Origin of the sequence: Zoogloea oleivorans, from assembly GCF_008107625.1 — a bacterium.
GTDB classification, from domain to species: Bacteria; Pseudomonadota; Gammaproteobacteria; order Burkholderiales; family Rhodocyclaceae; genus Zoogloea; species Zoogloea oleivorans.
On the sequence record NZ_SDKK01000025.1, the window covers coordinates 1 to 13578 of the forward strand.

14 protein-coding genes and 3 pseudogenes are annotated in these 13578 nt (G+C 61.0%); 6 read left to right on the forward strand and 11 right to left on the reverse strand.

Translation table 11 applies throughout. The features are described from left to right. Positions 1-317, reverse strand: a 317-nt coding sequence (locus ETQ85_RS20575; RefSeq protein ID WP_148580957.1) for an IS5 family transposase, incomplete at its 3' end; no start/stop codon positions are given. A 527-nt stretch (positions 318-844) separates the two neighbouring features. Between ETQ85_RS20575 and ETQ85_RS26645 the strand changes: the two genes are divergently transcribed. The 3 genes from ETQ85_RS26645 to ETQ85_RS20585 are packed head-to-tail and all read left to right on the forward strand — an operon-like array spanning position 845 to position 3865. After that, positions 845-2029: a LodA/GoxA family CTQ-dependent oxidase gene (locus ETQ85_RS26645; protein WP_222862234.1), complete on the forward strand. Its 1185-nt coding sequence runs from the start codon at positions 845-847 to the stop codon at positions 2027-2029. Then, the gene (locus ETQ85_RS26650; RefSeq protein WP_246128845.1) at positions 2016-2711 is read left to right on the forward strand and encodes a LodA/GoxA family CTQ-dependent oxidase; all 696 of its coding nucleotides are present in this window, start codon (positions 2016-2018) and stop codon (positions 2709-2711) included. The genes ETQ85_RS26645 and ETQ85_RS26650 overlap by 14 nt, the downstream gene beginning before the upstream one ends. A 38-nt stretch (positions 2712-2749) precedes the next feature. Beyond that, the gene (locus ETQ85_RS20585; protein ID WP_148580958.1) at positions 2750-3865 is read left to right on the forward strand and encodes an NAD(P)/FAD-dependent oxidoreductase; all 1116 of its coding nucleotides are present in this window, start codon (positions 2750-2752) and stop codon (positions 3863-3865) included. A gap of 46 nt (positions 3866-3911) precedes the next feature. Here ETQ85_RS20585 and ETQ85_RS20590 read toward each other — a convergent pair. Continuing rightward, positions 3912-4107, reverse strand: a pseudogene (locus ETQ85_RS20590) (IS5/IS1182 family transposase); the annotation flags it as partial. A 152-nt stretch (positions 4108-4259) separates the two neighbouring features. On the opposite strand from ETQ85_RS20590, the gene ETQ85_RS20600 reads away from it, so the two are divergent. After that, positions 4260-5426: a tyrosine-type recombinase/integrase gene (locus tag ETQ85_RS20600; RefSeq protein WP_148580959.1), complete on the forward strand. Its 1167-nt coding sequence runs from the start codon at positions 4260-4262 to the stop codon at positions 5424-5426. A 466-nt stretch (positions 5427-5892) separates the two neighbouring features. Here the strand turns inward: ETQ85_RS20600 and ETQ85_RS20610 are convergent, their stop codons facing one another. Both ETQ85_RS20610 and ETQ85_RS20615 read right to left on the reverse strand, forming a co-directional pair. Then, positions 5893-6984: an IS5 family transposase gene (locus ETQ85_RS20610; RefSeq protein WP_148580960.1), complete on the reverse strand. Its 1092-nt coding sequence runs from the start codon at positions 6982-6984 to the stop codon at positions 5893-5895. A gap of 240 nt (positions 6985-7224) precedes the next feature. Further along, on the reverse strand, positions 7225-7467 hold the full coding sequence (locus tag ETQ85_RS20615; RefSeq protein WP_187394800.1) for a helix-turn-helix domain-containing protein: 243 nt from the start codon (positions 7465-7467) through the stop codon (positions 7225-7227). 169 nt (positions 7468-7636) lie between these two features. Here ETQ85_RS20615 and ETQ85_RS20620 point away from each other — a divergent pair, with 169 nt between their 5' ends. Then, complete coding sequence (locus ETQ85_RS20620; RefSeq protein ID WP_148580961.1) at positions 7637-8065, forward strand: hypothetical protein; 429 nt, start codon at positions 7637-7639, stop codon at positions 8063-8065. 50 nt (positions 8066-8115) lie between these two features. Here ETQ85_RS20620 and ETQ85_RS27050 read toward each other — a convergent pair. After that, a pseudogene (locus tag ETQ85_RS27050) lies at positions 8116-8265 on the reverse strand (F0F1 ATP synthase subunit beta); the annotation flags it as partial. Beyond that, complete coding sequence (locus tag ETQ85_RS27495) at positions 8241-8483, reverse strand: thiolase family protein (RefSeq protein ID WP_425473147.1); 243 nt, start codon at positions 8481-8483, stop codon at positions 8241-8243. The gene ETQ85_RS27495 and the pseudogene ETQ85_RS27050, both read right to left, overlap by 25 nt. Before the next feature lie 482 nt (positions 8484-8965). Between ETQ85_RS27495 and ETQ85_RS20635 the strand changes: the two are divergent. Continuing rightward, positions 8966-9124 (forward strand): annotated as a pseudogene (locus tag ETQ85_RS20635) (SulP family inorganic anion transporter); the annotation flags it as partial. A 699-nt stretch (positions 9125-9823) separates the two neighbouring features. On the opposite strand, the gene ETQ85_RS20645 reads toward ETQ85_RS20635, so the two are convergent. The 5 genes from ETQ85_RS20645 to ETQ85_RS20665 all read right to left on the reverse strand — a co-directional run. Next, positions 9824-10075, reverse strand: coding sequence for a DUF2274 domain-containing protein (locus tag ETQ85_RS20645; RefSeq protein WP_148580962.1), 252 nt, complete (start codon positions 10073-10075; stop codon positions 9824-9826). Next, positions 10072-11361 (reverse strand): TraB/TrbI/VirB10 family type IV secretion system protein, encoded by a 1290-nt coding sequence (locus ETQ85_RS20650; RefSeq protein ID WP_148580963.1) that lies wholly within the window; start codon positions 11359-11361, stop codon positions 10072-10074. The genes ETQ85_RS20645 and ETQ85_RS20650 overlap by 4 nt, the downstream gene beginning before the upstream one ends. Before the next feature lie 2 nt (positions 11362-11363). Next, positions 11364-12380 carry a P-type conjugative transfer protein TrbG gene (trbG, locus tag ETQ85_RS20655; RefSeq protein WP_148580964.1) on the reverse strand — a complete coding sequence of 339 codons (1017 nt, stop codon included), beginning with the start codon at positions 12378-12380 and terminating at the stop codon, positions 11364-11366. Further along, complete coding sequence (trbF, locus tag ETQ85_RS20660; protein ID WP_148580965.1) at positions 12377-13081, reverse strand: conjugal transfer protein TrbF; 705 nt, start codon at positions 13079-13081, stop codon at positions 12377-12379. The genes trbG and trbF overlap by 4 nt, the downstream gene beginning before the upstream one ends. A 24-nt stretch (positions 13082-13105) precedes the next feature. Then, a partial coding sequence (locus ETQ85_RS20665) for a TrbL/VirB6 family protein (protein WP_425473148.1) occupies positions 13106-13578 on the reverse strand: 473 nt, incomplete at its 5' end.

Genomic DNA, 13578 nt, shown 5'->3' on the forward strand with positions numbered 1-13578 from the left:
CCGGCAGCGTGTTGGTGGGCTCGCACGATGGTCGAGTCGAGGAACAGATATTCCATGTCGGCCTCGCTACGCAGCGCTGTGGCAACCCGCTCCCACACCCCTTTCTCGCGCCAGCGCGAGAAGCGAACGAAGGTCCGGTGCCAATGCCCCAGTTCCTCCGGGAGATCGCGCCACGGACTGCCCGTGCGCATGATCCACAGCACCGCTTCCACGAAGCGCCGATTGTCCTTGGCCGTAACACCACGGTCGGTCGCCTTGCCGGGCAAGAGTTGTTCAATGCGCGCCCACTGGTCGTCACGCAGCATCTTCCGATCCATCCTGAGCTCAGCCGAAAAATCAGGATATAAGCAGATTCAGACCGCTGTGAACAGCCTCCTTGCTATGTCATTGACCGTAAACAATTTTTTTGACACAGCTTCCATTTGGCATGTCGATGATTCAGCAATTGAGAACAGGCCCTAGACTAATATCACTTGGGCGGTGCGAAAGTTCGGATGCGTTGTTACGGGAGGACCACCGTCGTCTTGCCCTGCAGTCCTGAGCGGCTTTCATTTTTCAGATTGGTTTTCACTACGACAGATCGCCATCGCAGGGTGCATGATCAAGTTCCAATTATCCTGGATAACCGGCAATGGCCTGCCGCGTATTCTATATGTCTGTACAGTGGATTCGGTTCGTACAGGTTCCGCGCAGTTTGTCCAAAAGCGCAGCGCTTGCGCGTGATGACAACAAGCCTTCGCCCGATGGATGTTGATCGGGCGTTTCCAAGTGTCACGGATTTCCTCCGCGGCGTGGCCAATGAAACGCGGCCAGCGGCGGTACCATCACCTAGAAAGGGACCGTCGTGAGCAGTGAAAGCAAGATAGCGGAGCAAATCGTATACGCGAAGATTCATCCGTCCGTCGGCATCGCGCGGGTGGGTAACTCAAAGAAGGAGAACGGGTTCTACGTTGGGCCGCAGGTGGTCGATCCGGCACCAAAGCCCGAGCATTTCTACCGTGATGAGACTGGCGCTCTCAAACGGGAGGTGGCCGAGTTTCGCATCTACGGTTACGACGCCCAAGGGCGCGTGGTGTGCGAGTTGAACATGCGAGAAGGCATCGAAATCGAGTGGACGGTCGAGCTGGCCAATCACAAGTCGGCCTGGTACAACTTCGAGCTGGCGCTGGACATCCCGGAAGCAGCGACGGCGACACCCTCCACGCGCCGTAATGCGAATGTGCCGCTACCTGAGCGCGGTAAGTTGGCGATCCAGCCTGGACCTCGCAGCATAGGTGCACCGGGCGTATCGGGTCAGCAGTATCACTTCGATGGCGGTAGCTTCATGGGCATCTCGGTGCCACTGGGCGAGTTGCGCACGGATCCGCGGGGTCGCCTGTGGGTGTTTGGTGGATGCGGCAAGTCCGCGTCGTTCGACGGCAGCCCGCCGACCACCTTCGCGAACAACGATGGCTGGTATGACGACACGAGTGATGGTCCAGTGACCGCGCAAGTACGGGTGGGCGGCCGTGAGCTGCGCGTCGCACCGGCATGGGTGGTCGTGGCGCCGCCGAACTACGGGCCGCAACAACAATCTGTGCGTACGATGTATGCGTTGATGACCGATGTCGCAATCCAGGCCGGGCAACTGCCGGTGCCCGTGCGGCCTTCGTTCAAGAACGATCTGTTGCCTATCTTCAAGGCAATGTGTGACCTCCAGTGGATGAACGCCGGCTTCGCCGCAGGCTTCGGCTATGGCATGCCCCAGTACTTCCTGGCGCCGGACTATTTGTACAAGCTCTCTCAAGGGGGCGAGACGTACGTGCAGTTGCGGAGAACGGTTGCCAACGCGTTCCGCAACCCACAATACCAGGACGCATCGATGAAGCCGTGGCCATGGGTCTATGGTGATGCGATGGATGTGCCCATGCCGCCAATTCCCCGGGCCATGAATGCGCTGACCACCACGCAGTTGGCCATGCTGGGCCGAGGGCGAGTTCATTGCCGATTACGATCCCGACTCGAATGTGGAGACCGTGCAGGCCATTGATGCTGTGCCTCTGGCGGAGCAGCCTGCCATGCTTGATCGTGCCGCCATGGAGTTCTGCTTAGCCGATGCTTTTCATCCCGGCTGCGAGATGACTTGGCCGGTGCGCCACGCGTCGATGTACAGCGATCCGTATCGTTGGCGGCACCGCGTCAAGGACGATCCCGAACCGGACTACGGCAAGACGCTGACGCCGGCTGAGGCGTGCTCCTTTAACGGGCCGCTGTATGGACAGTTTCCGGGCTCGATCACGCGTTGGATGGCGATACCGTGGCAGACCGACACCGCGAGCTGCCGATCTGGCTACGACCCGCAGTACGACCCCTATCTGCCGACCTTCTGGCCGGCGCGGGTGCCGAACCAGGTGCTCAGTGCAGAGAACTACACCAAGGTGATGGACGACAAACTGCCGCGCGCGGAGCGGCTGGCGGCGTTCAACGAGCGGATGGACTGGGACCGCACGCTGGGTGTCGGGTATCAGCAGCAGTTGCAGGCCATGGTGGAACACTTCGACCGGCAAGGCATCGTCGAGGTGCGCAAGGGCATTCCCAATGACCCGGACTTCCCCTCGGTGATGCAGGTCGAGGATCGCGGCGGCCAGCAGATGTCCGAAGCAGAACGCCAGGCCACCGACAGTCAGATGCGCGAGGTTGCGCGTCGGGGCACGCCGAAGCCTTCAAAATGACCAGCGGCTTGCCTGGCAGTGCGATGACGGAGTGGGACGTGATCATCGTAGGTGCCGGGCCAGCCGGTTCAGCGCTGGCTTGCCGCCTGCGGCCCCGGTATCGCGTGTTGCTGCTGGATCGGCCACTTGCGGGTGCAGGCGCGGCATCGCGCATCGGTGAATCGCTGCCGGGCGCGGCCCGCGTGTTGTTGCAGCGCTTGGGCGTCTACGACCATTTCCTCGCGCAGGGGCATGCGGAACGTGGCGCGTCGGTCTCGCATTGGGACTCGGACACGCCGACCTGGTTTGATCCCGTTCGCGATCCCCATGGGGCGGGATGGCACCTTGATCGTGTGCGTTTCGATGCAGGCCTGCGCGAGGCCGCCTTGGCGGCGGGGGCTGCGCTCGTCGACAACGGCCGGCACCTGAGGGTGTCGCATTACGGTGGACGGTGGTGCGTCGATCTGGAATACCTTGGACAAGGGTGTGCGGCGCCATTCCTGCGCACGCACCATGCGACAGTGCTGGTTGATGCCAGTGGGCGGAGCATGGTGGCCGCCAAGCAGCTCGGGATGGCACGGCGTATGGAGGACAACCTGATCTGCCTCTACGCGCACTTGCCCGTGGACGCACGCGATGAAGACCAAGCCACCCGCATTTGCGCCGACACCAACGGCTGGTGGTACAGCGTGCGCGTGCCGTCCGGGCAACGCGTGCTGGCCTTTCACCTTGATCGGGATGATCTCGAACTGAAAGTGCTGCGCGATCCGGCACGGCTGCTGGCCAAATCGCGCCGCCATACGCTTTTCGCCGAGGTCAAGCCCGCAACGGTGGGTGTCCAGGTGCACGCGCGTCCGGCCGGTGGTGCCGGGTTGGATCTCGACGCCCTGGCCGCGCTACCTGAAGGCTTCTTCGCAATCGGCGATGCAATGCTGGCCTTTGATCCGATCGCATCCCAGGGGTTGTTTAACGCCCTGGCCACGGCCGAAGGTGTCGCCCATGCGGTAGAGCGATACGCCGATGGCTTCAAAGATGCACGTGATCGCTACCTCGACGAGATGCGCACGGTACACACCCGGTATCGCCAGCGTCTTGGTGAGACCTATGCGGCAGTGACCCGGTATGCCCATGAGCAGTTCTGGCTGCGGCGGAACTCCGGAGCGCTTAGAGAATGACGTTCATAGCCTCTGGCAGGTAGTGCAACATGAGGCAGACAATGGCCAGACGGCGAAAGCGGGCGGCCCAGCCGAAGCTGCGTTCAACCACCCAGCGGCGCGGTAGCAGCACGAAACCCCGCTTGGCCTCGGGGAGCTTGACCACTTCGAGTGGTGATGCCGTGCTCAAGGCTGGCAAGCAGATTGCCCAGCGTATCGACGGCCAGATGAGTTTTCGAGCCCTTCTTGCGCTTGGCCCCGTCTTAGCCGGCGTGGGCGCCGCTGGTGCGCGCCCACTGGCGATGTCCTCAAAGCCATCCGCGCCGCTGAGGGCCGCGCAGACCGCAATGGTCAGCAGTTCGCTCAGGCGGTGCCGCGTTTGTTGGGCGGCTGCGTCAGTCCTTGAGCCCTTTGAATGATCGCGATGGCTCCGTGGCCCTTCATCACATACATGCTCAACGGTATGATCACGCCTTCTCATCTGCCATTAGCGATACATGCAATTAAGCGTCAAAGAATGAAAAACATGCAACCCGCAGACCTCTTTGACTCCTTAAACTCTTGGCTTGATGCGCCGCAGATTGCCTACGCATCGTGGCTAAGCCGGCAACCCTATGCCGCTTCGACCAAAACGGTCTATATCGCCATGTTTACACGCTTTTGCGAGTGGCTAGGCGAGCAGGGTAAGCGTCTGGATCGCTGCGAAAAGGACGATCTTCGCCGATTTCTCGATACCGCGAACCCGAATCTACCCGAAAGCCGTCGGCGCCCTCAAACAGGTCGTCAGCGCCAGCAATATGTTCGCCAACTTGAGCGGGTCTTCGTGCATCTCAATGCCTTGGGACTCGCCGGCCTGAATCCAGGTCGCGAAGCTGGATACGATAGAGTGGGGCAGAACAAGGACAAACCTACCCGCTTTCTTTCCGACAAAGAACGCGGCGCCGTCGTTCAAACCATCGAACAAGCCGTAACGCGGCTTGAGCTTGAAGGCCGCGGTTTGGAAGCTTGGTTGGAATATCGGGATTTAGCTTTGGTGGCGCTCTTGCTGGGCGCGGGTTTGAAGGTGTCGCATGTTGAGCGATTGACGCTTAATTGCATTGATTTGGCTGAGGCCAGAATTGATCTTAGCTTGCCCCGCTATACGCACAGGGCCCGAATCATGCCGTTTGCCATGGCACCACTTAGAGCTTGGTTGCTGATTCAGGCGAAGCGGAAAGGGAAAGAGATGAATGGTGCCCATCCCATTTTCGAGGGGGATCGAAGCGTCGGTTACGGGCGAACGGCGAAGAGCTTGTTCATGCACGCTTCTTCTATCCATCGTCGCACTCAGCGTTGTCTAGAAGCGGCTGGCGTGACGGGTGATCGAGCCTGTGCTCAGACGTTGCGCAATACCTACGCGGGTTTGCTGATCGATGCCGGCGCAAGTGACTCGGAGCTTGTCGACTTCATGGGTCTGAAGGCGTCGGTAACAAGCACGCGACTGCGCCAAGCCTATGCGCAGAGCCAAGTTAGTCAGGAATCCGTCACTTCAGCCCTACCTGCGGCCCATCCACTCCAAAATACCGATCAGCCTAGGGAATGAGGCGGTGAGACTTTCTGGGTCGCTTCACCGCCTATTAATGAGGCAATGCTAAAAACAATATACTAAACAATTGCATACAGCTACAGCCCTTGTGCTATCCCCACGGATATCCACAAGAACAGTGGGTAACTGAACAGTGCGAATGGACATCAGAGTCGAGGCCTGGGGCGAGCCGGGCGCCTCGGCCGCCGGCGTGGCCCTGGCCAATGGTATCAACGCCAACCAACTACGGCGCTGGATGCACGATCGAGGCGTCGAGCCGCCTAGCAGGCTGTTGAAAAAATCAGCGTTCCTCGCGGCTTTTTCCCCTGCCCGAAAAATCAATCTCCGCTGCGCGCTTCAAGCCGGAAGTGTTGCCGCTTTCAGGCGTCTATTCCGCCGCCGCCCGTGCATCCATTACCCAGCCATTCCCACTGCCGCGCCTACATTTCTGCCCAACGGCCCGTCCCGGAATACGTCCCCCTGCTCAGTGGGACGGCGCCAGCAAATTGCCCAGCCGAGTCAGGTTATAGGCAGAAAAATTCAGCAGCACCTCCCCGCGAAGACGATCCAGCCCGCGCAGCATGACGCGCCCGAGCGTGCCGACTTCCTTCACCCAGCCAAAGGCTTCCTCGATCATCTTCCTGCGCCGCAGGCTCACCGCGTAGTCCTCCGTCTCCTTGATCGCCTCGGGCACCGCACTGCCTCGGGTCTTGGCGGCCACGTGCGGGACCATGCCCATATCCTGGAGCGACTGGATGAATTCGGCCGCGTCATACCCGCGATCGGCGCCCACCGTGATGGGACGATCGGGTTTTCGTGGTGCCGCCCGACGCGCGAGCATGACCAGGGCCGCATCTCGTTCGGCCGTGCCGGTGGCCTGCGTGGTGTGCACATCGACGATCAGCCCGTGACGGTTCTCGCTGAGCGTGTGCGTGGTGTAGCTCAGGTAGGCCACGCCCGTGCTCTTGGTGGCCAGGAGGGCGTCCGGATCGGTGCGGGAGACGTGGGTCTTGTTTGAGCGTTTCTTGCCGCGGAAATCCACCTCCGGGTTGCGCCCTTGGTCGGGGCCCGGGGGCTCATCCGAGCCGTCCCGCGCCGCCAGGCTCTTGTGCGAGGCCCAGGCCCGCAAGAGCGAGCCGTCGACGCTGAAGTGCTCATCCGAGATCAGCTCGGCCCATTCGGCGATGGCCACGACGCCGCCGAAGAATTCCCGCATCACGCTTTCCTTGAACAGCCGATCGCGATTGGCCGAAAAGCTCGAGTGGTCCCACACCGGCTCGTCCTGACTCAGGCCGACGAACCAGCGGAACATCATGTTGAAATCGAGATGTTCGATCAGCGCCCGCTCCGAGCGAATGGAGAACAGGCATTGCAGCAGCAGGGCACGAAGCAGGCGCTCGGGGGCAATCGACGGGCGCCCCCCTTCGGCGTAAAGGGAATCGAAGGTCGGCGACATCGAATGCAAAACCATGTCGGCCATTACTTTGACACGACGCAGCGGATGATCCACCGCAATCCGGTCTTCGATGTTGGTGTAGCTGAAAAGACTGCTTTGTTTATGGTCGGGGCCGCGCATGGATATTGAAGCCTGTAAATGCTTAGTGAATTATAAATCCATCGAAAGCCTTGCGGGGACTGGAGATTGACTAAATCGACGCCCTGCTAGAGCTGTCCTGCCTGCCTTTACGCCCGGCGGCGTCCGAAGCCATCGGCGGTTTCGTCCCGGCGCAGCTTACCCAGAGCGCCACTGCACCCATCCGCCTGGAACTGCGCAAAGGCGTCGCAGTGGTCATATTGAGTGCGGCAATCACCGGAACTACGGCAACAGTAGGATGTGAATGCTGACCTGCAAGGCGTTTGCAAGACGTTCGATATTGTCGATCGAGATGTTTCGCGCTTGGCGTTCAACATGCGCCACAAAGGTACGGTGCAGGCCTGCTTCCAAAGCCAAATCCTCCTGAGACCATCCCTTCTCCCTACGAAGCCGAACGATATTCATCGCAAGGAGTTCCCGTGCTGTTAGCACGTCTGAACGGGACGGTGATTCGCTGAGAGACATTATTTCAGTCTCTCGGAGTGATGCTTTTAAGTCAGCCGTGTTTAAGTCACAATATCGACTTTTCCTCGCATACTCAGTTCAAACTGAACTCACGGGGAAATCTCCGCTACCTGACCAACGCATTTTTCGGCTGATCGGCCGTACGTCACTACTGAAAGTCTCGAATCGCATGTTTATCACTGATGCATCCGCTCACCATCCCTTCATGTCGCGCCTTCTCGGCAACGGAAAGGATGCTTGGCGGGCTGTGGGCCTCACTACGCCCAGCGAATGGTTTCACGTGAGCTATGCGCTCTCCACACCCAAAGGAAGCCTTACCGAAACAGTGCTAATCGCCAATCCTGCTGGTGAACTGATAGCGTTTCTCGATAGGGAGAGTGAGGGCGTGTCTGTCCTGGGGATTCAGCTCGTTACCCCGCCTTTTCTGAATGGCTCGGGGCATTGGAAGATGGAAGCATTGATCCGGGTCTGGAATAAATCGTCCGATCCGCTGGCTCACGTGTATGAAGTCGAAGGGGGTCAGCGCTACTGCACAGCCTACGGAGCATGGGACATCTCCGAATATGAATTTTGGAAGGAATTCACTTCCGTATCCTGATCGCTCCCGAGCCTGGATCTATGTGGTGAGCGGATCTGGGTGCCTACCCGATCCATCATCCGGCTTCCCGAGACCAGCGGATCGACCGCCGGGTAAATCCCCTTGGCCGCCTGGTTACGAGACAAAATCACGTTGGTGTCCAGGTGCGCGAGGATCGCCCCCACCGCAGGGTCGGTCATGTCGTCGGCCGGCACATAGACATCAGACGGCGCAGCCCCCCGCCGATGCCAGCCTGCCTAGCCGGATTCATCTTGCTACCGGCCTGGACAACCTGCCCCATGACCAAGGCTTCGATCTTCTCCGAATAAAGTTGCGATCTCCGGAGGGTTTCGCGGATGACTGCTGCACCCAATACCGTTACTGGCGGGCCTTCAGGCTGCCACCGTACGTGCCAATGGGAGTTCGGATGGGATGACAAAAGACAACGTCAATTGCGCTCATGATCTGCCTCCAACGTGTGGGATGGAAACTGGCCGGCCCCATGCAGGTCCTGCATTAAACGTAGGCGAAACAGGGTCGAAATAGATGCAGGCGTGAGCCCACAAATTACTGATCGCTGGCTCACCTTGACGCTATGCCCAGTTGCAGTGCACCATTACCCCAGATGAAAGCAGTCCGCGCCCCCCTCAAATCGATGCCGGATGGACACCTCTGTCCATCCGCATTGACCAATATGAAGCCTGTGTTCTACCGGGGTTCAGCTTTGCCGCGTGGATACTTCTTCTCCGTTACGCCCCCTTAAGCCTCTCTCCCTCTTTAAGCTTGCCGCTCCATGCGGCTTGCTGTGCGCTGGCTGCGCCCTTTGGTCCGAAATGCGCCAGATTCTGGAGCGCTCCAGGGCCGTTTCTCCTCGCTGTTCATGAATCGCTCAGCCTCACTGGATGAGCCTTATACCTATCCATGTCCCTACACACACTCCGCCAGGACTGGTTTTCCAACGTCCGAAACGACCTGCTGGCAGGTCTCGTGGTGGCGCTCGCCCTGATCCCCGAGGCCATCGCCTTTTCCATCATCGCCGGCGTCGACCCCAAGGTTGGCCTCTACGCATCATTCTGCGTATTCCACCCCAACTCAGCCACACATAACGATCGAAACCCTCCACCTGTAACGACACCAAGCCGGCCACCCATTCCACCCGCAAAACCGCCACCCATTCCAATAAAAAATGTCCGCTGTCAAGCATTTCTTGATGGCGGACATAGTGTTAAAAGTCTGTATACAGCAACAGTTTAGGGGATTTTCCGGTGACTTCGGCCCACTACTGATTTGCGGGCTGGGAGCCACATAGGAGCATCGCGGTAGCAAACCCAGGAGCGCCACAGCGAATAGATTGTGCACGGCAAGACTTCGCTCGCCGATCACCATCTATGCAAAGTTCCCACCCCAAACAAGAACGTGCAGCTCGTGGGCTGCGCGTTCTTGGCCGGGCGAAATGCCTTGTACGCGGCCTTGGCCCCTTGGCATCAACTCGAAGAAGCATTGGATCGAGCACAGATGTACTGTGCACCTCCAGCGCCAACGAAGACCGACAGTGCCACAGCCCAACTTGCCACGAAATTAAGTTTGAAGGTTGTTTTCTTCATAGTTACCTCCTTGGTTTGTTGTGCGTTGGTTAGGGTACGGTGCTTGTTGTTAGTGGGAATCTCACCCAGCAATCGGACGGTTCGCTCTGTCTTCTGAATCTGTTGATACGTCAGGCTGATTGAACTATCGGTCTTCTCGCTCCAATGCTTCCTCTTTGTGACTGGTATGCACAGTTTACCGTGAGGCTGCACCAGTTGCTTGACTACTTGCACGCCCCCCTTTCCTGAAGCCCCGATCCCCTGCCATGAAGGCATCCAGCATGTACGGGATTAGTGCCATCGGATCAACAGCTTCCCCGTAGGCCTGCGCATGCAACGCGGCGTAGCGGTCAAGGTCTGCCTTGAGGCTGGTCGGGCACGTGAAGGTCAGCTTGATGCTCTCGGTCTTGGGCAGCGGCCCCAGCCGCAGCTTGCGCGTAGTGCTCATCGTGAAGTCCCCCGGTTGAAAAACAGCGGCTGATAGGGCCGAAGCACCAGATCCCGATTGACGATGATGCGGACCGGCAGGCCAGGCCGCTCCGTCAATGTGGGCTGGATGTTGAGGTTGCGTCGGGTCATCTCTTGGCCGACCTGGTTCACGCTGTCTTGCAAGCTGTTGCGCCCGGCATTGATGACGCGGTCGCCGTTCTGGCGGTTCTCCGGTGCAGCCAGCTCTGCACCGACACCAAGCAGCGTCGTCAGCGCAGCACCCGCGAAGATGCGATCCCAATGCCAATCGACACCATCCTCCAGACCAGAGTTGCCAGCCGGGTCGGCACCCGCCAGGTTGTCCAGCATCAGCGAAGACGTGTCGGGCAGGATGATCCGGTTCCATACCACCTGTACCCGGCTCTGCCCATAGCTCACCTGGCTGTTGTAGCGGCCGAGGATGCGCGAACCCTGCGGAATCAGTACAAACTTGCCGGTGGCCGTGTCATAGACCGGCTCTGTCACGGTGGCGATCACGTCGCCGGGCAGATCGGATTTGATGCCCGTAACCAGCGCGCCCGCGATTACCGTGCCGGCCATGACCTGGTACGGCGAAGCTGGCATTTTCAGATTCCCGGAATTACGGGTTTCCGTGGAACCGGCTTTCAGGAACGCCTCTTTCTGGTCCTGCCGGTTCTGCACGGCGGTCGGATCGGCCGGCTGCGCTGCTGTTGAAGTTGGCCCGACAGCCATGGGATCGAAGCCCGCAAGGCCGGGCGCCGGACTGGCTGTGGCCACCTGCGTCGGCGCGGCAGCGGCGCGCTGGTTGCTCGAACGGAAGAACACCGATGCGCCCGCTGCGGCCTCCGCTTCCTTGCGCTGTGCGTCGTGCTCGGCATTTGCTGGAACGTGGCCGGGCGGCGTGTAGGTGGGTGCTACAGGCTGCTGCGACTTCACGATGGCTGGCCCCAAGTCGCCCGGCAACGGCGGCCCCAGCGCGGGTACTTGGGGAGGCAAGACCCGCGGCAGCTTGGAGTAATCGGTCGGAAGCTGGTCCAGACCTTCCGAGCGCGACACGCGATCCACGTTGTAAAGCTCAGCCTGTTCGCTTGCACTGCGCTTGCGCGGTTGCAGCGACCACATGGTTGCGCCCAACACCGCGACGGCGAGGCCGCCGGCCAAGACCGCCAACGTGCGCCTATTCAAGCGCGTCACCGGGCGCGGCTGGGCGCGTAGCGCCACCGCCTCAGGGGCTACCTTGCCCGCCTGTGGCGTGGCAAGGTCGGGAGTGTCGTCCTGGCTCATGTTCAGTTCCCCCGCGCCACGCCATCCGTGCGCTCGATGCGCACCACTTCGCCCCCCTCGCTTCCCTTTCCACCGCCCAGGCGCAGCTCGGCCGCGCCGAACAGCCGATCAACGATGTAGTACGGTGTGCGGAAACGGTAGTTCACCAGTTGCCCGTCGCCCTGCGCGCCGATCACGAACAGCGGCGGCAGCTCGCCTTGGGCGATGCCCGGTGGGAACTGGATATACACCTTCTCACCGTCATCGAAGGCGCGTAGCGGTTTCCACGGCGGCGTGCTGCCGCTGATGGCATAGCGGAAGCGAATCTTCTCCAACGACAGGCCGGTATCAACTGGGGCGGTCGCCTGCGCGGCCTGTGCCTGGCGTTGCAGGGCCAGCATCCGATCCCTCGGGTATTCCCACGACACCGATGCCATCCAGGCGCGTTCGGTCGAGGTCAGCTCTATCAGGTAGGTGCGTCGACTGGTGGTGACGACCAGATTGGTCTTGAGACCCGAGCGGATCGGCTTGACCAGCACGCTGACGTGCAGCGCATCACCGGCGCCGCTGGAGGTGTCGCCAACGATCCAGCGCACCGTGTCGCCGGCGGCAACCGTGACCAGCTCCTCGCCGGGTTGGAGAGAGATCACCGTCACCCGTCCCGGTGCCGCATAGACCTGGTACAGCGCGCCATCGGTGAAGGGCCAGACCTGAATGGCGTTGACGTAGCCCTCGCGCGTGGGCGCAATGCGCGCCTCGGCGTTGGCACGCGAGACCCGCAGCTTTTCATCAGCGGGTTCAGGTGCCGTCTTGGTCTCGATGCTCTCGGGCAGAGGTTTCATCTGCGCCGGCATCGGCAGCACCTTCGGCATCTCGACCACTTCCACCGGCTTGGGCAGTTCGGGTAGCGGCTGGGTCTGCACTGGCTCATCGAGCGAGATGATTGGCGGCGGCGTGCCTCTCGTGGCGCAGCCCTGCAGCGACAGCACTGACGCTGCAAGCGTCAACACAAATGCGTAAAAGCGGAAAGACGGGTTCATGGCTTGGCTCCTTCGGCGGCATCGAGTTCGCGGCTCCACGACAGTCCGTTGACGTAGATGCCCAATGGGTTTTTGCGCAGCCGCTGCTCGGTGCGCGGGGTTTGCAGGATGGTGGAAATCACGGCGTTCCAGCGCTCGGTGCCAGCCGGCGCACCATTGACGAAGCGCTGCTCGGTCCAACGCACGTTGAAAGACGCATCGCTGGCGCGCACGACGCTGGTGATCTGCACCGTGACCGACTCCTTGCCGACGCGGGCGAACGGGTCATGGGTGCGCGCATACTCGTTGAGCACGCCCGCGCCGCGATCGGTGGTGTAGTCGTAGGCATCGAGCCAGTTCTGCCGCACGACGATGGGATCGATGGACAATGAACGAACCAGCACGACGAAGTGCGCGAGGTGATAGGCGATCTGAGCATCGTTCGGCCGGTACGGCGTGGCGGCCTCGCCGATGGCCCGAACCTGGCCAGCCTGATCCACCTCCACCACGTAGGGCGTAACGATGGACTGCGCCGAGCGCCAGACCAGGCCGCCGGCCATCAACAGCGCAAGCACCAGGCAGCCGAAAGCCATCAGCCGCCAGTTCTTTGCCTGCACGCGGGCCGAGCCGATGCGCTCGTCCCACACCTGAGCGGCGGATTGGTAGGGCGTGGCAGGCTGCGGCGTATCGGCATAGCGCACCTGCGGTCGTTTGAATCGCATGGTTTGTTCTCCTTATGAATCGCTTCAATCGTCGGAACTGTGCAAACTCGGGCCGCTGCTCGAACCGCCGCCGTCGCCCCCGCGCAGCGTGTGGGCAGCGGTCGTGGCGGCATGGCCGATCTGCTGGCGGCGATGCAGGCGCTTGGCCCAGGCAGGCTGCGCCTGTTGCTGGTCGGCCGTGCCGGAATTGGCTTCGTTGGCGGTGGATTGGCTGGTTGCGGAAGCGCCACCGGATGCAGATGCCGCTTCGTCGGAACGGAAAGCAGATGCCGCACGCTCCTTGAGCGAGCGCATCCCGGCGGCGGCCTTTTGACCGACAGCCTGCGCACCGGTCTTGGCGACGTTGCCCACACCGGCAGCGGCCCCCTTGAAACCACCACCGGCTGCTGCGGAACCCGCTTGATAGGCCGACCGGGCACTGCCTGCGGTCGAGGCCGCAGCACGCCCGCCGCTGGCGGCCATCTTTGCTGCGGCGGGTGCCATGCGCGCGCCGGCCG